The organism is Paraglaciecola sp. 20A4, assembly GCF_011378905.1.
Taxonomy (GTDB): Bacteria; Pseudomonadota; Gammaproteobacteria; order Enterobacterales; family Alteromonadaceae; genus Paraglaciecola.
Genome location: NZ_WTPY01000024.1, coordinates 21,390 through 42,651 on the forward strand (window position 1 = coordinate 21,390; position 21,262 = coordinate 42,651).

Here is a 21,262-nt window from a genome sequence, read left to right on the forward strand (position 1 = left end):
ATTAAGGCAGTACCTTAAGATAAGGTTTAACGGTTACTTGTTCATACACACCGGCATCCATATAGGGATCGGCCGCAGCCCAAGTTTGTGCTTCTTCTAGGCTCGGAAAATCAGCGATCACCACTGAACCAGTAAAGCCCGCTTCACCGGGGTCGCTACTATCGATAGCGGGGCAGGGCCCAGCAACCAATAAACGGCCTTCGTCACTGAGCTGTTGCAAACGCGCTAAGTGAGCACTGCGTGCGCTCTTACGCAAAGGTAAACTGTTTTCTACATCTTGTGAATACACTACATACCACATGATTTTGTTCCTTATTTTTTAGTCGCTTGCTTCATAACACTGACGAATTCGCGAAGTTTGCTTAGCATAACTTCCGGTTGCGACAAATTAGTCTCAATAATATTGACCGTGGCCGAGCCTGAGATTGCCCCTGCAGCTCCGGCGGAAATTGCCTCTTTAACCTGTTCTGGTTTAGATATACCAAAGCCTAATAATGGTGGGGCCACCTTATACTGGGTTAACTTTGCGATTAACTCGTGGGCGGGAATAGTTGCCGCCGTTTCTGCGCCTGTCACCCCAGCTCGACCAAGTAGGTAAGTATAACCTTGTGATTTTTGGCCTATTTCCGCTAAGGTCTCATCGCTTGCATTGGGCGGTGCAATGAGAATTTGCTTGATCCCAGTTTGGGCTGCCATCTCAATAAACCGATCGGCTTCTCTAAGTGGTACATCAGCAATTAAAATCGAATCAACACCTGCGTTAGCTGCGTCGTTATAGAACTTTTCCAAACCAGGCTTCATCACTAAGTTGCTATATAACAATAAACCAATTGGCATATCTGGGTATATTTCACGGAATTGTTGGATAACCTTTAAGCAATCACGTGGGTGTATATGATGACTAAGCGCGCGTATGCTAGCTTGTTGAATCGTTGGGCCATCTGCGATCGGATCGGAAAAAGGAATGCCCAATTCAAGGGCGTCAGCTCCACCTTCAGCTAAGGCTTTTAATATCTCTAACGAGGTAGCAATATCAGGGTCACCCAACATTACGAATGGCACGAATGCGCCTTCGTTTTTTGCCGTTAAGCGGGTGAACATATCACCGTAGCGATCGTTTTTATTACTCATTGATTTGGTCTCCCAGAATGCTGTGTACGTGGGCTAAATCTTTGTCGCCACGACCGGATAAATTCACTACGATTATTGTACCGTCTTCGGCCTCATCTGCCATATTTAAGGCATGGGCGAGTGCGTGAGATGACTCAAGCGCGGGGATAATGCCTTCTTTGCGCGACAGTAACTGAAACGCATAAAGTGCCTCATCATCGCTTACTGCAGCATACGTCGCTCGGCCAATATCATGTAAATACGCATGCTGAGGCCCTACAGCTGGGTAATCTAGCCCTGCTGATACTGAATAAGATTCTTCAATTTGGCCGTCATCATCTTGCATAATATAACTATAAGCACCGTGTAAAATACCTTTGGTGCCTTTATTAATAGCTGCACCATGCTCAGCTGTGTGTAAGCCTTTACCTGCAGGCTCAACACCGATTAGTTTTACGCTTGGTTCGTCGATAAAGTCAGCGAACATACCTATCGCATTTGAGCCCCCACCAACACATGCCACTACGGCATCTGGCAAACGCCCTTCTTTGGCCATGATTTGAGCTCGTGTTTCTTCGCCAATCATGCGGTGAAATTCACGTACGATGGTAGGGAAAGGATGTGGACCCGCGGCGGTACCTAACAAATAGTGGGCTTTGTCATAGGTTGCTGACCAATCTCGCATGGCTTCGTTCACAGCATCTTTTAGGGTGCCAGAACCCGCATTGACGGGTATTACTTCGGCACCCATTAAGCGCATTCTGAATACATTAGGTGCTTGACGTTCAATGTCCTTAGCACCCATATAGATACGTGCTTTTAAACCGAGCAGTGCACAGGCTAATGCGGTGGCAACACCGTGTTGCCCAGCGCCTGTTTCGGCTATCACTTCGGTCTTACCCATGCGCTTGGTTAATAACGCTTGACCCAAAACCTGATTGGTCTTATGAGCACCACCGTGCAGCAAATCTTCACGCTTTAAGTAAAGCTTAACGGTAGGGTTAGATACCAAGTTACGGGTGAGAGTCATTGCCGTTGGACGACCAGCGTAGTCAGTCAATAAATCCATAAATTCTTTCTGAAACTCGGGATCGTTTTGGGCATCGATAAATGCTTGCTCTAATTGATCAAGCGCAGGTATCAGCAGTTCAGGCACATACATGCCACCAAACTGTCCGAATTTACTTTCTAAATGATTCATAATATTTCTCGTCTTTAACACGTTAAAATTTGGTCTGTATGGTTAACTTAATCGTTAGTAAGCGCGTAATTTTTCAAATGCGAGTTGCAGCTTTTTAACAGATTTTATGCCTGGGGCGTCTTCAACCCCTGAATTCAAATCAATGCCACCGAGGCCGAGCTTTGCAGCTTGTTGCACATTGTCTGGGTTGATCCCGCCAGCTAAAATTATTTTACTGCGAAGTTGGGCGCTTAAAGACGTATGCGCGAACAATTGCCAATCAAATGCTTGGCCGGTCCCACCACTTTTCTCACCCACTTTGCAGTCAAGCACGAACCGATCAACGTATTTTTCATCAAGCAAGGGCAGGGTATCAGTGATACCTTTGGCTAACCAAATCTGACATTTATCAGCGAGCACTGTGCGCAATTCGCTGATATAACGTTGTGATTCATTTCCGTGAAGTTGTACTGCAACTAAATTCAGCGCAGTAGCATATTCAACGACGAGTGAAACGGAAGCATCAACAAATACCCCCACATACTGAAAAGGCACGTCATCCACAATCTGCTTTGCCTGTTGAAATGTGAGGCAACGTTTTGATTTTTCAGCGAAGATTAAACCAGCATAACAAGCTCCAGAGGAGGCCACATCTGCGGCGTCTTGGGCGCGAGTAATGCCGCAAACCTTGACAGTTCCGTACACCAAGTTTTTCACTGCTTGGGCTACATTGTCTTGCGACATAAGCGCACTGCCCACTAAGAAACCGTCAACGATGGGCGATAAGCGTCTTACATCTTGATGAGTATAAATGCCTGACTCAGAGATAATGACATGCTCGTGCTGCGCTTTAGCTATGATAGGTACCAGTTTTTCAGTCGTTGCCAAATCGGTACTCAAATCACGCAAGTTACGGTTATTTATACCGATAATATTTGCCTTTAGAGCTAGAGCGCGATGTGCTTCCTCTTCATTGCTGACTTCGGTAAGGACATCAAGGCTTAACGTTTTTGCGATTGTGGCTAATTCGTTATATTCCTCATCTGACAACACCGATAACATCAACAATATTGCGTCAGCATTATGGTAACGAGCTAAATAAACTTGATAGGGCTCTACAAAAAAGTCCTTGTTGATGACTGGCTGGGTGACGCGCTGACGCACATATTCAAGATATTCAAATTTACCCTGAAAATACTTTTCATCGGTCAAAACAGAAATACACGCTGCGTAAGGCAAGTATGCAGCGATAATTTCGTCCAAATTGAAATCTTGTCTGATTAAACCTTTTGAGGGTGATGCTTTCTTACATTCTAGAATATACCCCGCATTTGGTCGGTTCAGAGCATCGTAGAAGCTGCGAGATGATGGTGTTAGACCATCCATAAACTGTGCAAGTGGCAAGTCAATTTTGCGCTGGGCAATTTCTTGACGTTTATCCGCTACGATTTTCTCTAATACATTTGCCATTAATGCTTCCTTTAAATTATGTCGTGGCTGCGACTAATTGCCGACGCGTTTTCGATTACCTGCATGGGACGTTTTTCATGCATAGCGTCTAGCGCCATTTGTGCGCCTTGCTTATAAGTGTCAGCCTTGCCACACAGCTTTATCAGCGCGCCGGCATTCATCGCAACAGCGGCTTGGTGTGCTGCTTGACCACAGCCGGTGAGTACATCTTGAATCAATTGTTTGTTTTCATCAGGCACCCCACCTTCAATGGCGCTTAATGGATATTCTTCAAGGCCAAAGTCGCTTGGAGATAACGTGTACTGGGTTAACGTATCATCGTTTATTTCTACAACAATAGATGGACCATGAACAGCAAGCTCATCTAATCCGCTACCGTGCACGACAAGTGCTTTTTTGTAACCGAGTAACTGCAATGTACGTGCAAATGGCATAACTAGTTCAGGTGCATATACACCTATCATCATATGACTCGGTTGAGCGGGATTAACAAGGGGACCAAGTAAGTTAAAAATAGTGCGAGTTTTAAGCGTCGTGCGCACGGGCATGGCGTGTTTTATACCAGCATGATAAACAGGTGCAAACAAGAAACATAGATTCGACTGGTCTAAACAATCCCGTGCTATTTCTGCCGACATATCTAGTTTCATGCCAAAGGCATTGAATAAATCAGCTGAGCCAGATTTACTTGAGACGCTGCGATTACCATGCTTAGCTACTTTTACACCACAACTGGCTGCAACAATCGCCGCCGCGGATGAAATATTGATAGTGTTATGGCCGTCTCCACCTGTACCAACAATATCTGCAAAGTCATATACGGGTCGTTCGATGGGGCTTGCGTTTTGGATCATAGCCTGCGCAGCTCCAGCAATTTCTTCTGGTGTTTCACCTTTAATTTTTAGGGCGGTCAACAGCGAAGACAACACAATGTTATCTACCTGGCCGGTCACGATCTGATTGAATGCATCAGTGGCTTCGTTTTGACTAAGGGCCTGACCCTGGTAGAGCTTTTCAAGTAATGGAAATAGCATGACGGTCCTTTAATTGTTGGCTTGGTTTTGGGTTAAATAATCAATGCTTTGCATTAATAATTGACTACCAAAGGCGGTTAAAATTGATTCCGGGTGAAACTGAAAGCCCAGCATTCTATCTTTCTCATGACAAACTGCCATGGGTACGTCATCAAAATTGGCTAAAACGGTTAATTCAGCAGGCATATTGCTAGCCATTAAAGAATGGTAGCGAGCCACTGGTAAGGGCTGAGGCAGATTGGCAAACATTTTATCTCCCTGATGCGTGATCAAAGATGATTTACCGTGCATAACCACGTTGGCGCGTATAATGTCACCACCATAAGACTCAACAATCGCTTGGTGGCCCAAACAAATACCGAGTACTGGAAATACCCCTTTTACTAAATTGATAAGTGCTGGCATGCAGCCGGCATCGGCCGGCGTACCAGGCCCTGGGGATAGCAGTAAAATCACTTGGCTGTCTTTAGCTTGTTGTTGCATTTTATCAAAAATGGCTTCGGGTGAAACTGAATTACGGTAGACCGTTAGTGCTAACCCCATGGTACGTAATTCATCCACTAGGTTGTAGGTAAATGAATCGAAATTATCCACTAAAAAGACATGGGGCTGTGGGTTGGTTACAGTATTAGCTAAGCGCATTATTTTGCCTCCGGTGCTTGATGGGACGTAAGAATGGCGCGAATAACAGCTTGTGCTTTGCCGCGGGTTTCGTCTGCTTCTGACTGAGGATCCGAATCGAAGACCACACCGGCACCGGCTTGAATATGGGCGGTTTGATTTTTAATAAATGCCGAGCGAATAACGATACAAGTATCCATATCACCATGGCCGTTTATGTAGCCAACGGCACCACCGTAACTGCCTCTACGCTGCTTTTCTACTTCGCGGATAAGACCTGCTGCGCTGACTTTTGGGGCACCTACTAAGGTGCCCATGTTCATACAGGCTTGGTACGCATGTAGCGCATCCAAATCATCCCGTAATTGCCCCACTACCTTAGATACTAAGTGCATGACATGTGAATAGCGGTCTACTTTTAGTAATTCTTTTAAATGGCGAGTGCCGGGTTTAGACACTTTAGCCACATCATTTCGCGCTAAATCAACTAGCATTAAGTGCTCTGATTTTTCTTTTTCATCTTCGCGTAAATTCAATTCAATACGACTATCTAAATCTAAGTTAATCGATCCATCTGCGTGTTTACCCCTTGGTCGTGTGCCAGCAATAGGATAAATCTCAACCTGATTAGTATCTTTAAGATATTTAAGCGCTGATTCAGGTGACGCGCCAAACATGCAAAAATCAATGTCTTGCATAAAAAACATATACGGACTGGGATTTTGCACTTTCAATGCTTTATAAGCTTTGTGTGGGTCAGGGCAGGGTAAGCTAAAGGTCCGTGATGGAACGACCTGAAAAATATCACCGGCCAAAATATGCTGTTTAAGGTTTTCGACGTCTTGAATAAATTCTTGATCCGACTTACTAATTTTTAATTCGTCAGGATTTACGTGGCGCGATTCAATTTCAGGGACAGGTTTTACGTTTCGCAACTTATGTTTAATTTGTTCAAGGCGCTGACTGATTGAGAAATAGTTGTTACCGACGTTTTTACCACTGAAAACACTGCCAATTACTTCGGTTTTTTTCGCTTGGTGATCAATCAACAACAGGGTTTCAGCAAGATAAAAAACAAAGTCAGGGCAGGTGTTATCACTATCATTAACCTGTGGTAGTTGTTCAAAGGTAGCCAGTAAGTCGTACGCAAAAGCCCCACCTAGAAATAACGCTTCAGGGTGCGACCGAATGGCCACCACGCGGTTAATTAGTAGGCGCAGAGCATCAAAAACCGCAGGCGCTTTTAAACGACTATCTTCATCTAGCTCTTGGTGTGCGAAGGTAAATGTTAGGGTGACGGTGCGCGTTTGCTGGTTAAATACATGTTCAACACCAGCGGGACAATATTCGACAAACAGGGGCAAGACTGCAGCGCCGTTGTCAGTTAATGCTTGGCACGTGACAATTGGCCCATCGCATTGCAATTTTATTGCTGCGTCGACCAGCAATAAGCTTTTCAGATCATCTTTACTGTCAATTTCCGCTGACTCAAGTAGCAAATTATGAGGTTTACCCTGACAAAGGTATTGATAAGCTTGGAGTGGATCTGCCACATAATCGGCCGATAGTAGTAAGGTTTCTACTTTGCCTGCTTGTTCTGTTAACTGCGCTAAACTCATGATTTTTCTCGATAACCTTGTTTGTAACCTGTCTTAGGCAAGGATGATAAAAGGGTCGTAATTTTTAATCGGGCATAAAAAAAGCCCGTATTATACGGGCTTTTCTTGTTCAATCGCACAAATACATACGCTCACAGCCCGCTAGTTAGGGATGTGCCACCACCAAATTAGGTTAGTTGTAACGCGTAAAACAGTATTCATGGGTATATAATCTCTTCAGTATTCAGTGACAAAACTATCACCTGCAAACAAACATTGTCCTTTTTTCAGGTTTTGTCTGCTATTCATGACTAAATGCGTATAATACGCACTTCAGGCGTATAGAAGAAAACAATTTTGCGTCTCTGTCAACAGTCAATTTTGAAAAAGTATTCTGCGAGTACTTAATAATAGGTCATATTTAACGCTTTATGAAAATCGATTTGCATTGCCATACTTACTATTCTGACGGTCAACTTTCTCCTGTAGAGCTGGTGGATCGGGCGCACAATATGCAAGTTGATGTGTTGGCGATTACCGATCACGACACAGTACAAGGACTAGATGAAGCGCTTGCTCATCAAGCAAAACAAAAGCGTGCAATGCATATAATCAATGGTATTGAGCTGTCAACGTCGTGGCATAATTTTGATATTCATATTCTAGGTTTGAACGTCAACAAAGATGATCTCTTGTTTTGTGAACGTTTAGTCGCACAAAAAGATGAGCGAGATGCTCGGGCACAAAAAATGTCAGATAAATTGGCCAAAGCAGGGATTGAAAATGTATTGCGAGATGCCAAGTTATTAGCTGGGGAAGGGCAATTGACGCGAGCGCACTTTGCCCGAGTGTTGGTAGATCGCAAAGAAGTACGTGATTTTGAAAGCGCCTTTAAAAAATATTTGGGTAAGGGCAAACGCGCTCATGTCAAACCCCAGTGGATCACTATTGAAGAAGCCATTGAGTGGATCCACGATGCCGGAGGTAAAGCCGTGCTAGCTCATCCGGCGCATTATGATATGACAACTAAATGGTTACGCAAGCTGGTAGCGGAATTCAAACAATCAGGGGGCGACGGCATAGAAACGACTCATGCGCGGATTAACCCTGAAAAACGCAAGTTGATTGTTGAATTAGCTATGGAGCATAATTTACAGGCTTCAGCGGGTTCTGATTTTCATTTTGTCAGCCGTTGGACTGAACTGGGTAAAAATCTGGGATTACCAGAGCACCTTACCCCTATTTGGCATGACTGGCCGTTTATCGACCAGCCAGTTGATGCATCTAACACGTAAAACAGCGTGTAACTTACTGGGAAGTAACGATTATGAGCCAATTTTTTTATATTCATCCTGATAACCCGCAAGCTCGTTTAATTAAACAGGCTTGCGAGCTTATTCACAGTGGCGAAGTGGTGGTCTATCCAACTGACTCCGGATATTCCATTGGTTGCCATATGGACGACAAAAACGCGTTAGAGCAAATCTGTCGTATTCGCCAAATCGGTAAAGACCACAACTTCACCTTGATGTGCCGAGATATGTCGGAGTTGTCAGAATACGCGCGGGTGGATAACACCGCGTTTCGTATGATTAAAAACAATACACCTGGGCCGTATACCTTTATCTTAAAGGCGACCAAAGAAGTACCTAAGCGATTACAGAATCCTAAGCGCCGAACTATTGGTATTCGCGTACCGAATAATCCTATTGCGCTCGCTTTACTTGAAGAGTTAGGCGAACCGATGATGTCGACCACGTTGATTTTACCTAATGCCATAGTGGCTGAATCTGATCCTGACGAAATACGTGACAAACTTGAAAAGCAGGTTGGGCTGATTATTCATGGTGGTTTCTTGGGTGAACAACCGACCACCGTAGTGGATTTATCGGAAGGTGAGCCCGTCATCATTAGGCAGGGCAGCGGCGACGCTAGTCCATTTAGTTAACATCGAAACTATTCTGCTATGACGGTTGATAAAGCGCCTATCAAGTCGCCCCTTGAGCAGGAGGCAATGCTGCACGGGCAACCGGTCCAGCAGCCTTTGCCACTAGCATTTATTAATGGTCAAGCATTTACCGATCAACCTGAAGATTTGTATATTCCGCCGGATGCATTGGAATTGATTTTAGATGCATTTGAAGGACCATTAGATTTATTACTGTATTTGATCCGCAAACAAAAATTCGACTTAGTTAACTTGCCTGTTTATGAAGTAACGAAACAGTACATGTTATACGTCGATATGATGAAAGACTTAAAGCTTGAGCTTGCCGCTGAGTATTTATTAATGGCGGCGATACTGGCTGAGATAAAATCGCGTTTACTGCTCCCCAAAAGGCCGGATGCTGAAGAGGATGAAGATGATCCAAGAGCCGAGCTTATCAGGCGATTGCAGGAATATGAATTGGTAAAAACAGCTGCTCATGAGCTTGATAATATTCCACGCATGGAGCGAGATGTATTTAGTGCAGCGGCGCAAACCAGTGATTCTGTGGCGCCGATTAAGATTATGCCCAAAATTAATTTGCAGGAATTAGTGGTGAGTTTTCAAAATGTGATGCAGCGGGCGAGTGCCTTTGAGCATCATCATATTGCTCCCGAGGCGTTATCTACCCGAGAGCGAATGGCATTGATTCTAGAGAAACTTAACAGTGTGAATTTTAGCGGTTTTGACTGCTTATATAAAACAAGTGAAGGCCGAGCAGGTGTGGTTGTAACCTTTTTAGCTATACTTGAGTTGTGTAAGGAACAGCTTATAGAGCTGGTACAAAGTGAACCGTTGGCTAATATTCACGTTAAGCTTAAAGCAGAAGAGCCACAATAAATGGCAAAATTATCCTTGATGCAGTTGAAGCAATTGGTTGAGGCAGCTGTGTTTGTATCTGACGCACCGATTGACCAAGAGCATTTACAACAAACCGTATTAAGCGGTCTTAAGGTAAGTAAAAAATCACTGAATCAAGCGATTGATGAGTTGCAATTAGAATATCAGTCTCGCGGCGTGCAATTGGTTGAAGTTGCGAGTGGTTATCGATTTCAATCAATGGATAGCTTAGGGCCTTGGCTAAGTAAATTATGGCAAGAGCAAGCGCCTAAATACTCTCGGGCCTTGTTAGAAACCTTGTCGATGGTGGCCTATCGTCAGCCGATAACGCGAGGTGAAATTGAAGATGTACGTGGTGTAGCGGTTAGTAGCAACATCATGAAAACCTTAATAGAAAGAGATTGGGTGAAAGTCGTCGGGCATAAAGAAGTGCCAGGGCGCCCAGCCTTATATGCTACAACAAAAGGATTTTTAAACTATTTTTCGCTTAAAAGCTTGAAGGACCTTCCTAGTCAAGATGCCTTTGATACGAGTAATAGTCAGGATGAACGCAAGATTTTAACGCCGCCGAATGAAAGTGCTGAACCGGTCTCTGTCGAGCAAAAATCCTCAGAGCACGAGGTAACAGAGCAAAATGCTGTAAATGCACAAACATCGGCTGAACAAATACCGTCAGAACAAGCTACAGAGACTAAGCTTGATGATACTGACAACCCTAATCAAAGAGAGCAGTTACACTAATGAGTGAAAAATTACAAAAAGTCCTAGCCAATGCTGGTGTGGGCTCCCGTCGTGAGATGGAAAAGTGGATAGCCCAAGCCCGTATTTCGGTTAATGGAAAAGTCGCCACGTTAGGCGATCGTGTTGAACCATTGGATCAATTACGTGTAGACGGCAACTTAATCAGTGCTGCCGCGAAAACGACAATTTGCCGTGTACTTATGTACAACAAACCTGAGGGAGAATTGTGTAGCCGTAAAGATCCTCAGGGGCGTCCTACTGTTTTTGATCGTTTGCCGAAAATTCTAAATGGTCGCTGGATTGCTGTCGGCCGTTTAGATATCAATACCAGTGGTTTACTATTGTTTACTAACGACGGTGAGCTAGCGAATCGTTTGATGCACCCTAAACATGAAATTGAACGAGAGTACGCGGTTCGTGTATTTGGTGACGTCGATCAAGATATTATCAAGCGTCTTAAAAAAGGCGTTGAACTTGAAGACGGTGTCTCTAAATTTACCGAGATACGCAAACGTCCAGGTGACGATGAAAGTCTTAATAGCTGGTATAACGTGACGCTATCTGAAGGTAAAAATCGCGAAGTCCGCCGACTATGGGAATCTCAAGGGTTACAAGTTAGCCGCTTGATCCGTGTTCGTTACGGTACACTAGACTTGCAAAATCGCTTACCTCAAGGTGGCTGGATTGAGCTGCCGCTTACCGACCTTAATACGTTGCGTAAAAGCGTACAGTTGGATCTAGAACAAGAGTCGATGATTGAAGACAAACAAACTAAACTTGACCATGTGCGTCTAAGTCGCATGCGCCGCTCTGTGCAAAAGCACAAAGTGAATCAGGGGCGTGCCAAAGCAAGACCGAAGAAAAAATAGGTCCGCCTTGTTAGGTCGTAGGCAGTAGCTTACGACCTTAATTTATATTTAGACTTTTTGATTGCCGCTAAGTTTCAATACTAAGCCATTGGGAATATACCTCCCGTTACACACTCCCAGTGTATTTCTTCCTTTTTATTCATTATTTTTCATAAGCTCAATCTTCATTACGTTCTGCACGAGTTCATTATCAATCTATATTGATAACCTTGAGTCACAGCGCAGATTGATGGCCTTACTGCATCCTAGCGTATTTAGCTTTCGCTTAGGTTCATGTTGCAGGTATTAAACAGCAATGGACAAATCAATCATGCAAGCACAAAGTTGATAAGGTGTGTTCTTACCAACGCCAGTAAATAATTAACCACCCAGCAATTATTTATTGGAATGGGTATTACAGCCTATATATACTTTTAAGTAGCTGAAAATAAGGAAAAGCCAATGATTACATTATTACCTCAAAGTGAAGGCGCCACTATTGGTATTCAAGTCAACGGTCGAATTGATAAAGCGGAAGAAGAAAAGTGGATAGTCATTTTTGATAAACTGATCAAGGAACATCAAACGATTAATGTTTTAGTCTTACTGAATGGCAAAATCGATATAGGCATCGACGTAGCGTATGAAGATTTAAAATGGACTATGGATCACATGAGTAATATGAATAAGCTGGCATTTGTCTCTTCTAGCCGAGTTCTTAAATGGTTAGTGGCGATTGACAGTCCCTTTGCCAAACTAGTGGGTATTGACGAGAAATATTTTACCTCTGATGAGCTGCAAGATGCTTGGGATTGGGTTAAGCAATAGCACACTTAGAGGGTAAGTTTTTATTTTAAACTAAGTGGAGTTAGCGATATGAACAATGTTATTCAGTTAAGTGAGATTTTCGGTTGGATGTCACTCATTAATATCGGCCTGTTGTGTGCAGCATCGTTAGCGTTTATCTGGATGAAAGATAAAATCACTGCCATTCATGGTAGGTTATTTGACGTAGACCCCAATGAATTAAAAATCCTTTATATAAATTATTTGGCACACTTTAAGTTGCTTATATTCATCTTCAATCTCGTGCCATATATTGTGTTAAAAGTTCTTATTTGACACATCCGATTGACTGGCAGCATTTTAGCGGTGCACTGGCTAATATTATGTTGCTGAAAACGTCGAGAGATATTTTGCGTTGCTAATAAGCCCCGACTGTCTGGCAAACCGTTTACATCTTTTCAAATAACAAGCGGTAATCTTAATTTAAAGGTTTACCGTTTTATGCTTAATAGGGGCTTTGTACGCACAATGGCATACTAAAAATTTAGCCGGTTACCGCGTTATATGTTTACTCACCATAGATTGTCCGTGCTGGTGGCTCATCAACTATATTCCTCTGCGCATTTTCTTCTTCACCCTCTACTTGTGTATTGCCTGTTTCATCGTCAGATTTTTCTACTGGTTTGTCTGTTGCCTTAGGATTAACGACGGCTATCAGCGCTTTGTTTTGTTGTTTATTTAGTGGATAGATGCGGCTGATATTACATCTAAATCTATGATTGTCGGGGGTGAAAACACTGTCGAAACCCGCGCTCAATGTATTGGGAATACGAGAATACACCAATAAACTAGGTGAAAAGTCTAAGTCATCACAGCGCGTTGTAAGTTTGACCAGATAAGATCGAAAAGGGGAAGTACGTAAGATCAAATATTGGTCGCTTAATGAAGTCCAGCTATCCATATCAAATGCGCTGATAGTGTTACGTGATTCTAGATTCTCATTGGTAATAAATTTTTCAATAATGACTGACTTTTCTGGATCAGATAAACGGTTGGTTGCACAGCCGCTAAGGGTGAGTAGTGTTAATACCAGTATCAAAACGTATTTCATATTAGCTCCAAAGACATCAAAAGTTAAATAGATTAATTTTGAACATCTTCAAGCAAAATGGTTTCACAGAAATCGTATAACTTACAATTTTTTACATATATTCATATGAGAAAGTATTTATCCTAGCCAACTTTAGCTCAAGCGTCTTTTAATGGTTGCCAATAGGACTGTTTTGTCTACCGGTTTAGAGAGAAAATCGTTCATTCCAGCTGCAATACAGCGTTCTCGGTCTTCGATAAATGCGTTCGCTGAAAGGGCAATAATAGGGTTAACGAAATTCATTTTCTGTCTAAGCCTTATGGTAGCTGTAATACCGTCCATAACGGGCATATGCATATCCATTAAAATCAGATCGTATTGCTCAAAAATACATGCTTGAATAGCTTTTTCACCATCAGTAGCGATTGTAACTTGATAGCCGGCGCCCTCAAGCATAACTTTGACGACTTCTGCATTAATTTCATTATCTTCTACCACCAAAATATGCTGTTCATTAATCGATGCTGCTATATCCGGCTCGGGTTGACGTTGAATGTTATGTAATTCGCGTAAATCAGTCTCTAGCTCTTGCCTCATAACTGGTTTGGCGTGGGTTCGCCAAATAAGGTTGCGCAGGTCGTCGTGGCATTCAAGATGCTCGATAACGGCTGATATTAGAATGATGTAAGGGAGCTTTTTAAGATTACGCTCACGTAAGGTTTGGATAACATCGATACCGTTGATCTCGGGCATCGACAAGTCGAGCAACAGTACCTCAAATTGACTGATATCACTGGCTAAAAATTCTGCCGCATGCTCAAAAACTGTAGATTCAAAGCCTTGAGATTTCACTATATGTTGCAAATAATCTCTACTGGTTTGCAGATCGTCGACTATGGCACAACGTAGCTGAATCAGAGGGCGGATATCTTCTATTTGCTTGTGATCGATTTCGATAGGAAGCGATAGTTCAAAGCAACTTCCTTCGTTGACAGTACTCTGAACTGTTAATGTTCCCTCCATTAAATGGGTTAATTTTTTTGCTATTGATAATCCAAGGCCGGTCCCACCAAATAAACGTGTAGTGGTTTGATCTGCTTGTTCAAATTTATTAAAAATAGTTTCTATTTTTTCAGGAGCGATTCCCACCCCTGTATCTCGGACTTTTGCTGAAAGCCAAAAACGTTTATCTTTTACGTAAACCCCTACATCTAAGTTTACCGAACCTTCGTGGGTAAACTTAATCGCGTTACTGAGTAGGTTATGCATGATTTGTCCGATCCGCGTAGGATCGCCAAATATGTGTGCAGGTAGTGTCGTATTTTTTTGGTAACTAAATCTCAGCTTTTTTAGACGACAATTTGCCGATTGCACAGAGGTAACATCATCAAGCAGTTGTAATAAGTCTAATGAAGTGCGCTCGATACGCAGTTTACCCGCCTCTATTTTTGATAAGTCCAAAACATCATTTATCAACACTAATAATTGCTTACCAGCTCTTTTAGCTTTTTTCAGATATTCGCCACTTTTCTGAGGGTTATCGATTGCCAGCTCCATCATGCCGAACAAACCATTCATCGGTGTTCGTAATTCGTGGCTCATACTAGCCAGAAACTCAGATTTTGCTTTACTGGCGTCTATCGCCTGTTGTTCTGCGGTTCTCGCTTTGAGCAAAGCGGACTTCAACGATGTAAGGCTTTTGCTGATCTGGTTTTCCATAGGACGAAAAATAAATATCACTTCACTAATCAGTAAAATCAAAGTGAAGAGCCATAAAAACATTTCTATTTTTTCCACTAACTGAACGCGAGCATGAGCAGCAGCCTCAAAGGCTTGTACAACTTGTGTTAAATCAAATAATAAGACATCAGAATTGGTGGCATTAAAACTTGCTGGTGACGAATCGCAACGGTTGTGGCTATCAAGATAACCTTTTGCATCTTTGACATATGCCATGGTTCTGGCATCTAAAGCGCTCTTGCCGAAGTAAGAGTCGTTAACGGAAGCGGGCAGATTAGATAGGTTCTTTAATTCAATCCGGTTTGTATCAAATTTTTTTATGGCGATTTGCAGTGAACTTTCAAACTTTTCAATCGTTTCTTTGTCGGTTGGGCACTGAGATAATCTTGTTACAAATAGCGCAATACGTTGGGATAACATACGTTGTTGCCCGGCCATATTAATTATATAAGCGTCATTTTCTTGTACACTGAATATATATTTTAGCGTTAAGGCTGAACCAGAAACGGTCGCCGCAATAAGTGATAAGGCCAGAATATATCGCACACGAATAGACAACCCCTTTTTTATCACATTTGAAATCAAAATTGGTACTCCAGTGTGGTATTCCGATTAAGAGTAGATGAATAAGACTACAGTTACTCGATATAAATGAAAAAGGTTTTATAAACAATATTTTAAATCGTGTTAATACTTACTTAGTAAGCACAGGAAAGCATGTATCAAAGCGGATTTTTACTATTTTAAAGACGTAGTTATGCTGTGCCATATTCAACACCGCGTCGTCGTCGCTGCGATAAAAAGCAGATTTTATTTTTTCAAGATAGACTCGCTGCACCTGAAACGGACGGTTCGCATTGCCAGTGTACGTATTGTTTGAATTCTCACGCAGAGGACTGAAAAATACTAAAAAGAACTGAAGAGTGCTAGCGAACCATCGTGCAAATGAATTCAACTGGTTTAGGTTGTTTTTTTACCCTTAAAACTACTATATAAAAAATTTAAAACAATGACACCATCTATAACCCCATGTACCAGTAAAACGTTATATACTCGCGGCGTTAATATCGACATGAAAGCCCCTTATCATGTCATCAACGAGTATAATTATGGCCATCGCGATTACCCCATCTAAACTCAGTCTACCTCAGCACAATCCCGGCGTAACGACAGTTCTTGAGTTTCTTATTATCAAATTTCCAGCCATATCTGCTGAGGTTTGGCAGCAACGTATGGCTGATGGCAAGGTTCATTGGCATGATGGCCGATTAATCAATGTACAAACGCCATTTAAGGCACAACAACGCGTTTACTATTACCGTGAAGTAAAAAGTGAACCGGTTATCCCTTTTGCTGAGAAAATCATTTTTCAGGACGAATTGATTTTGGTGGCTTACAAACCTCATTTCTTACCCGTCATGCCAGGCGGTGGATATGTAGAAGAATGCCTACAAAATCGATTGCGTACCAAAACCGGTAACCAACATTTGCAGGCGGTGCATCGTATCGATAAAGCCACAGCAGGTTTGGTGTTATTTTCAGTCGACCCCAATACACGCGCCAAGTACCACCGCCTGTTTGAAACACATCAAATCGATAAAACATATCAAGCTATTGCCAGCACAAGTGACAAAATGCCGTTGACCAATCAGCAATGGGAAATAAAAAATAGGTTAGAAAAAAGTGAACCACGGTTTTTGATGCATACTGTTGAAGGACAGGCCAACACGCATTCGCATATTCGTTGCGTAAAGCGCTCTGCAGACAAAGCATTATTTGAACTTAAGCCTGTAACAGGCAAAACCCATCAACTGCGGCTACATATGCAAAGCATTGGTTGGCCCCTATTACACGATAACTACTATCCTGTGTTGCAAGCCAGTAAGCCTGATGACTACAGTAAACCTTTACAGCTCTTGGCTCAGCAGCAAGAATTTACCGACCCCATAACGAACCAGAAACGATACTTTTCGAGTAATACGGAGCTCAAACTAGATTAAGTAATTCATTTTATTGCCACCGCTTGATGCATTAAGTAATGTAAAACGAATTGCATTAAAACCCTCTTTATTGATGGCTATTCAGTTTTCTAACGGCCCTAAAATAGATTTGAAATTCTATATTTCGTTACCTTTGAATGTGTACAAATACCTTTCTTTGCACATAAAACGCGTGTCTTCTTGTTCTGTATCATTAATCATGCTTTATCTGATTTAGGTCATATTGACAATAATTATCAATATTATAGTGTGGATTAAAACGCTCGTCGGAGTCATCTTCTCAGCTCGTTATGGGGTGCAGAACAACATGAATTGGGTCAAAAAAGATTAATTTGAATTTCACGTGGAAAAATACTCGATGAGTGCATTTCCCATGCGTGGTGTTTGTTGTCTTGAGTGACTTTTTATGGGCTTTTTGGTTGATTTATATTATTGATATTAGGTCTGTTGAGGAGCGATGCTCTCTGACAAAAAGAGCAGTAAACTAACTAATTAACAATGATATACATAATCGCGATTTTTAAAAATTTTCCTGTTTATCGATTTTTTGATAGCGATTTTTTAGTGATCGTAGGACGTGGCGGGAGTTTATAATTTGCGACCGATAATAAACATATAAGACAAAACTGCACTTACATTTTCGCTAACCTTAGGTTAGTTAATAAACGTCATTCAGAGGACTTACGCTATGAAAATCCAAAAAGTTGAAGCAATCGAAATTCTAGATTCAAGGGGGAACCCAACAGTCGAAGTGAATTTGCAACTAGAAGACGGAACGATTTCCCGTGCCATGGTACCCAGTGGTGCATCAACCGGTGAACGCGAAGCGACAGAGTTAAGAGACGGTGATAAAAAACGATATGCCGGCAAAGGTGTACTAAAGGCAGTTAATAACGTAAATACGATTATAGCGAAAGAAATCGAGAACAAATGTTTTACCAGTCAACGAGAACTCGATTACGGTTTGATAGACTTGGATGGCACAAATAATAAAGCGAACTTGGGCGCGAATGCAATACTGGGCGTTTCTATGGCATTTGCGCGGGCCAAGGCATTAAGCTCACGTATTCCATTATATCAATATTTAGGCGGTAGTAATGCCCACATAATGCCAGTTCCCTGCATGAATGTGATTAATGGCGGACGACATGCCGATAACACGATAGATTTTCAAGAATTTATGATTGCTCCCCACAATGCCACGACATTCAAAGAGGCCATTAGAATGGGAGCGGAAGTTTTCCATACTTTGAAAGCAGTATTAAAAGCTAAAGGACTCAGCACTGGGGTTGGTGATGAAGGTGGGTTTGCACCTGATTTAAAGTCGAATGAGCAGGCCGTTGAAATAATCTTAGAAGCCATTAACAAAGCAGGTTATAAACCCGGCAAAGATATCAGTATCTGTCTTGATCCCGCCACAAGTGAAATGTGGGAAGACGGTAAATACAAGTTTTTTAAAAGCTCACAGAAATTAATATCAAGTGATGACATGATTAAATTATGGGAAAGTTGGGTGAGCCAATATCCTATCGTGCTGCTCGAAGATGGTCTAGCCGAAAATGACTGGGAAGGCTGGAAAAATATGACAGACACTCTCGGCAATAAAGTCGAAATTGTGGGTGATGATTTGTTCTGTACGAATAAAACTATTTTAGAAGAAGGGATTAATAAAGGCGTCGCTAATTCCATTTTGATTAAGTTAAACCAAATTGGCACCGTAACTGAAACGCTTGAAACTGTCGCTCTGGCTAATAGTAATTCTTACAACTGCTTTGTTTCACATCGAAGTGGTGAAACGATAGATAGCTTTATTGCAGATTTAACCGTTGGTATTAACGCTGGGCATTTAAAAACGGGCAGCGGATGCAGGGGAGAACGAATTGAAAAATTCAACCAACTTATGCGAATTGAAAATGAATTAGGAAGCGTATCGCATTTTGCAGGTGTTAAAGCATTTAAAAACGCTTAACATTAGCACTAAACCAAAAGCGACTTGTATCCAAGGGATCGTTATAACAGCAGGGATCGTATTTCTTAATTAGGTATTTCTTCCTTCTTAATTGCAGCACTTGTAATTGTTAAGGAGGAAAGGTCTACCAGTAGAATCAGGGACGTTAAGAGTATTGAAAGGCTATATTGGGCTTAGTTTAGGACTGCTATATTGAGCAAAATCTAATATTATAATTATTTAATTTTTGGCAACAAAAAAGGTGCTGTGGCAACTATACCTTTACATTACGTAAGCGGTATAACCAAACAAGCACCTTCTATATTCAATCGTATTAGTAATGCAAACCAGGTTTACATTACTATTTGTTTCCAAATTGCCATTACGGCAGCTTGAAAATCAGATTAGATTGCTACTACTTTGTTAGCGCAAGGACCTTTTTGACCTTGTCCAACTTCAAATTCAACTTCTTGGCCGTCATTTAAAGACGCAAATTGGCCACCTGCTTGAATTTCAGAATGGTGAACGAAAAGATCTTTTCCGCCATCTTCAGGAGTAATAAAGCCAAAACCTTTATCTGCGTTGAACCACTTAACTGTACCTTTACTCATTTATATTTACTCATTTAATTAGGTGAAATTTTGTTTATTTAGTACCCGAACTCACCAATCCGCATACCCAAAAACTTATGCGGTGTATCTTACACACATTATGTCAATAACAATACCTCAATCCCAATTATTTAATATTTAATTGCGCATCTGCCGTAAAATATGGGATGCAGGCATATAAAATTTAAAATTAAAGTTTATAAAAGCCTAAAATACCCATAATTTTCTCATTCGGACGCTACTAATGAGTTCAATTTACATTTTATTTAATGCGTATTTGTCTATATCTGCTATCAGAACAAGAAATGTTAGAATATGGACTAACATGGCTAGTAATAATAATTTCATTACTAACGCGTATTTTTATTCCTATCACTGTCACATTGCGCTTAAATTTATATCTAGGTTCATTACACCACTAAAATAATAATCCTAGCATTACATTTCCATGGGTTTCCGTTTAACTAACCTAAACAGCGAATAATTCGTTTAATTAAATGCTATGGGAATGGGGGTTAAGGAACTGAAGCTGCATGCCCTATATATATGAAAAATTAAAGCAAACTCAATAAGTTAGTTTTGCTATCATCTAATGATAAAATGTGTGTAACGCGCTATCACTAACCCAACAAAGAACACAGCCATAGAAGGATTATAAAAATAATATGGACGATCTTAAAAATATATTTTTGCTTTTATCTTGGGTAGATTATTTCGGCGTAGCATTATTTTTTAGCTGTTGGATGGGTTACCGCTTTATTTTAGAGCGAGGAGAGAAGGGCCGAAAAGGCTTGATAGGGATTACCCATGAATATCGTTTACAGTGGGCTATGGAGTCAGCTTCAAGGGAGATCCCCGTTGCGTGTGCAGGTCTTACAAGTAACCTCATGGCCAGTGTCTCATTCTATGCATCAACGACTATTTATATTATTGCTGGCTTATTCGCTTTAGTTGGCTCGGTAGAACGCTTACTTAGTTTTTCTGAAGACATACCTTTTGCTCAAGCGGTTTCCAGCGGTTTGATTGAATTAAAACTGATTTTACTGATATTTATATTTGTTAACGCCTATTTTAAATTTACTTGGTCCTTAAGGCAGTTTAATTTTTTGTGTATTTTGATTGGCGGCAGTCCTTATCGAGAGAACATGCCCTCAGAAGAATATCGACTCAAAACAGCCAAAAGAATGGCTCGCGTAAACTCTTGTGCAGGTAATGAGTTTAATCGAGGTATCCGCTCCTATTATTACGGGATTGCAGCCTCAACTTGGTTCTTACATCCCGCAGCCTTTATTGTGGCGACTATTTGGGTAACGTGCATTTTGTATATCCGGGATTTTCATTCCCCCGTACTCGAAATATTAAGAGATACTTACCCGCCTGAACTTAGGGACTATTCCTTGGACTCAGAGCATAAGAGCGCCGAAGATAATGGCCGTACTGTAAAGTAAAGAAAGTCAGTGGGCAGCCCAAAGCAGACAAATTCAAACTTCTATTATGTCATCAACATAATAGAAGTTTTCAATTTTAATAATGCCTATCGAGGGGGTGAAAATCCCCATGGAGACTAATTTTTTTAACTGCTATTAACCAATGCACAAATTGCGACGTCCACTAACAAGCAGAATAGCCACTGATAGCGCCATAACGACCTTTGCGAA

Annotated in this window: 20 protein-coding genes; 10 read left to right on the forward strand and 10 right to left on the reverse strand. The window is 41.6% G+C overall.

Annotated elements, in window-relative coordinates; all coding sequences use genetic code 11:
• Position 1: 1 nt before the first annotated feature.
• Genes GQS54_RS17720 through GQS54_RS17750 form a run of 7 tightly spaced genes read right to left on the reverse strand, consistent with a single transcriptional unit; the run spans position 2 to position 7,034 of the window.
• Entirely contained in the window at positions 2-301 is a 300-nt protein-coding gene (locus GQS54_RS17720) for a YciI family protein (protein WP_166425268.1), read from the reverse strand.
• Between the two features lie 11 nt (positions 302-312).
• Positions 313-1,131, reverse strand: coding sequence for a tryptophan synthase subunit alpha (trpA, locus tag GQS54_RS17725; RefSeq protein ID WP_166425269.1), 819 nt, complete (start codon positions 1,129-1,131; stop codon positions 313-315).
• Positions 1,124-2,311, reverse strand: coding sequence for a tryptophan synthase subunit beta (trpB, locus tag GQS54_RS17730; RefSeq protein ID WP_166425270.1), 1,188 nt, complete (start codon positions 2,309-2,311; stop codon positions 1,124-1,126). The genes trpA and trpB overlap by 8 nt, the downstream gene beginning before the upstream one ends.
• A 54-nt stretch (positions 2,312-2,365) precedes the next feature.
• The gene (gene trpCF / locus GQS54_RS17735) at positions 2,366-3,760 is read right to left on the reverse strand and encodes a bifunctional indole-3-glycerol-phosphate synthase TrpC/phosphoribosylanthranilate isomerase TrpF (RefSeq protein ID WP_166425271.1); all 1,395 of its coding nucleotides are present in this window, start codon (positions 3,758-3,760) and stop codon (positions 2,366-2,368) included.
• Positions 3,761-3,771: 11 nt separating this feature from the next.
• Positions 3,772-4,794 carry an anthranilate phosphoribosyltransferase gene (gene trpD, locus GQS54_RS17740; RefSeq protein ID WP_166425272.1) on the reverse strand — a complete coding sequence of 341 codons (1,023 nt, stop codon included), beginning with the start codon at positions 4,792-4,794 and terminating at the stop codon, positions 3,772-3,774.
• A 9-nt stretch (positions 4,795-4,803) separates the two neighbouring features.
• Positions 4,804-5,436, reverse strand: a complete 633-nt coding sequence (locus GQS54_RS17745) for an aminodeoxychorismate/anthranilate synthase component II (protein ID WP_166425273.1) — start codon at positions 5,434-5,436, stop codon at positions 4,804-4,806.
• Positions 5,436-7,034 carry an anthranilate synthase component 1 gene (locus GQS54_RS17750; protein WP_166425274.1) on the reverse strand — a complete coding sequence of 533 codons (1,599 nt, stop codon included), beginning with the start codon at positions 7,032-7,034 and terminating at the stop codon, positions 5,436-5,438. Before GQS54_RS17750 ends, GQS54_RS17745 begins: the two co-directional genes overlap by 1 nt.
• Positions 7,035-7,444: 410 nt before the next feature.
• Here GQS54_RS17750 and GQS54_RS17755 point away from each other — a divergent pair, with 410 nt between their 5' ends.
• The 7 genes from GQS54_RS17755 to GQS54_RS17785 all read left to right on the forward strand — a co-directional run bounded on the left by GQS54_RS17755 (position 7,445) and on the right by GQS54_RS17785 (position 12,551).
• A complete protein-coding gene (locus GQS54_RS17755) occupies positions 7,445-8,308 on the forward strand; it encodes a PHP domain-containing protein (protein ID WP_166425275.1) in 864 nt (287 codons plus the stop codon).
• 32 nt (positions 8,309-8,340) lie between these two features.
• Positions 8,341-8,961, forward strand: a complete 621-nt coding sequence (locus GQS54_RS17760) for an L-threonylcarbamoyladenylate synthase (RefSeq protein WP_166425276.1) — start codon at positions 8,341-8,343, stop codon at positions 8,959-8,961.
• Positions 8,962-8,979: 18 nt separating this feature from the next.
• Complete coding sequence (locus GQS54_RS17765; protein WP_166425277.1) at positions 8,980-9,840, forward strand: ScpA family protein; 861 nt, start codon at positions 8,980-8,982, stop codon at positions 9,838-9,840.
• Positions 9,841-10,581 carry an SMC-Scp complex subunit ScpB gene (gene scpB / locus GQS54_RS17770; protein WP_166425278.1) on the forward strand — a complete coding sequence of 247 codons (741 nt, stop codon included), beginning with the start codon at positions 9,841-9,843 and terminating at the stop codon, positions 10,579-10,581.
• Entirely contained in the window at positions 10,581-11,450 is an 870-nt protein-coding gene (gene rluB, locus GQS54_RS17775; RefSeq protein ID WP_158770531.1) for a 23S rRNA pseudouridine(2605) synthase RluB, read from the forward strand. The genes scpB and rluB overlap by 1 nt, the downstream gene beginning before the upstream one ends.
• Before the next feature lie 441 nt (positions 11,451-11,891).
• Positions 11,892-12,257 carry an STAS/SEC14 domain-containing protein gene (locus GQS54_RS17780; RefSeq protein ID WP_166425279.1) on the forward strand — a complete coding sequence of 122 codons (366 nt, stop codon included), beginning with the start codon at positions 11,892-11,894 and terminating at the stop codon, positions 12,255-12,257.
• Between the two features lie 48 nt (positions 12,258-12,305).
• Positions 12,306-12,551 carry a DUF6868 family protein gene (locus GQS54_RS17785; RefSeq protein WP_166425280.1) on the forward strand — a complete coding sequence of 82 codons (246 nt, stop codon included), beginning with the start codon at positions 12,306-12,308 and terminating at the stop codon, positions 12,549-12,551.
• Positions 12,552-12,783: 232 nt separating this feature from the next.
• Here the strand turns inward: GQS54_RS17785 and GQS54_RS17790 are convergent, their stop codons facing one another.
• Positions 12,784-13,326 carry a DUF6491 family protein gene (locus GQS54_RS17790; RefSeq protein WP_240919998.1) on the reverse strand — a complete coding sequence of 181 codons (543 nt, stop codon included), beginning with the start codon at positions 13,324-13,326 and terminating at the stop codon, positions 12,784-12,786.
• A 132-nt stretch (positions 13,327-13,458) separates the two neighbouring features.
• On the reverse strand, positions 13,459-15,630 hold the full coding sequence (locus GQS54_RS17795; protein ID WP_277344144.1) for a response regulator: 2,172 nt from the start codon (positions 15,628-15,630) through the stop codon (positions 13,459-13,461).
• A gap of 524 nt (positions 15,631-16,154) precedes the next feature.
• Between GQS54_RS17795 and GQS54_RS17800 the strand changes: the two genes are divergently transcribed.
• The gene (locus GQS54_RS17800; protein ID WP_166425281.1) at positions 16,155-17,045 is read left to right on the forward strand and encodes a pseudouridine synthase; all 891 of its coding nucleotides are present in this window, start codon (positions 16,155-16,157) and stop codon (positions 17,043-17,045) included.
• Positions 17,046-17,733: 688 nt separating this feature from the next.
• Positions 17,734-19,014 (forward strand): phosphopyruvate hydratase, encoded by a 1,281-nt coding sequence (eno, locus tag GQS54_RS17805; RefSeq protein WP_166425282.1) that lies wholly within the window; start codon positions 17,734-17,736, stop codon positions 19,012-19,014.
• A gap of 383 nt (positions 19,015-19,397) precedes the next feature.
• On the opposite strand, the gene GQS54_RS17810 is transcribed toward eno, so the two are convergent.
• Positions 19,398-19,604, reverse strand: a complete 207-nt coding sequence (locus GQS54_RS17810) for a cold-shock protein (RefSeq protein WP_158770526.1) — start codon at positions 19,602-19,604, stop codon at positions 19,398-19,400.
• 665 nt (positions 19,605-20,269) lie between these two features.
• Between GQS54_RS17810 and GQS54_RS17815 the strand changes: the two genes are divergently transcribed.
• Positions 20,270-21,052, forward strand: coding sequence for a DUF599 domain-containing protein (locus GQS54_RS17815; protein ID WP_166425283.1), 783 nt, complete (start codon positions 20,270-20,272; stop codon positions 21,050-21,052).
• Positions 21,053-21,262: the final 210 nt, after the last annotated feature.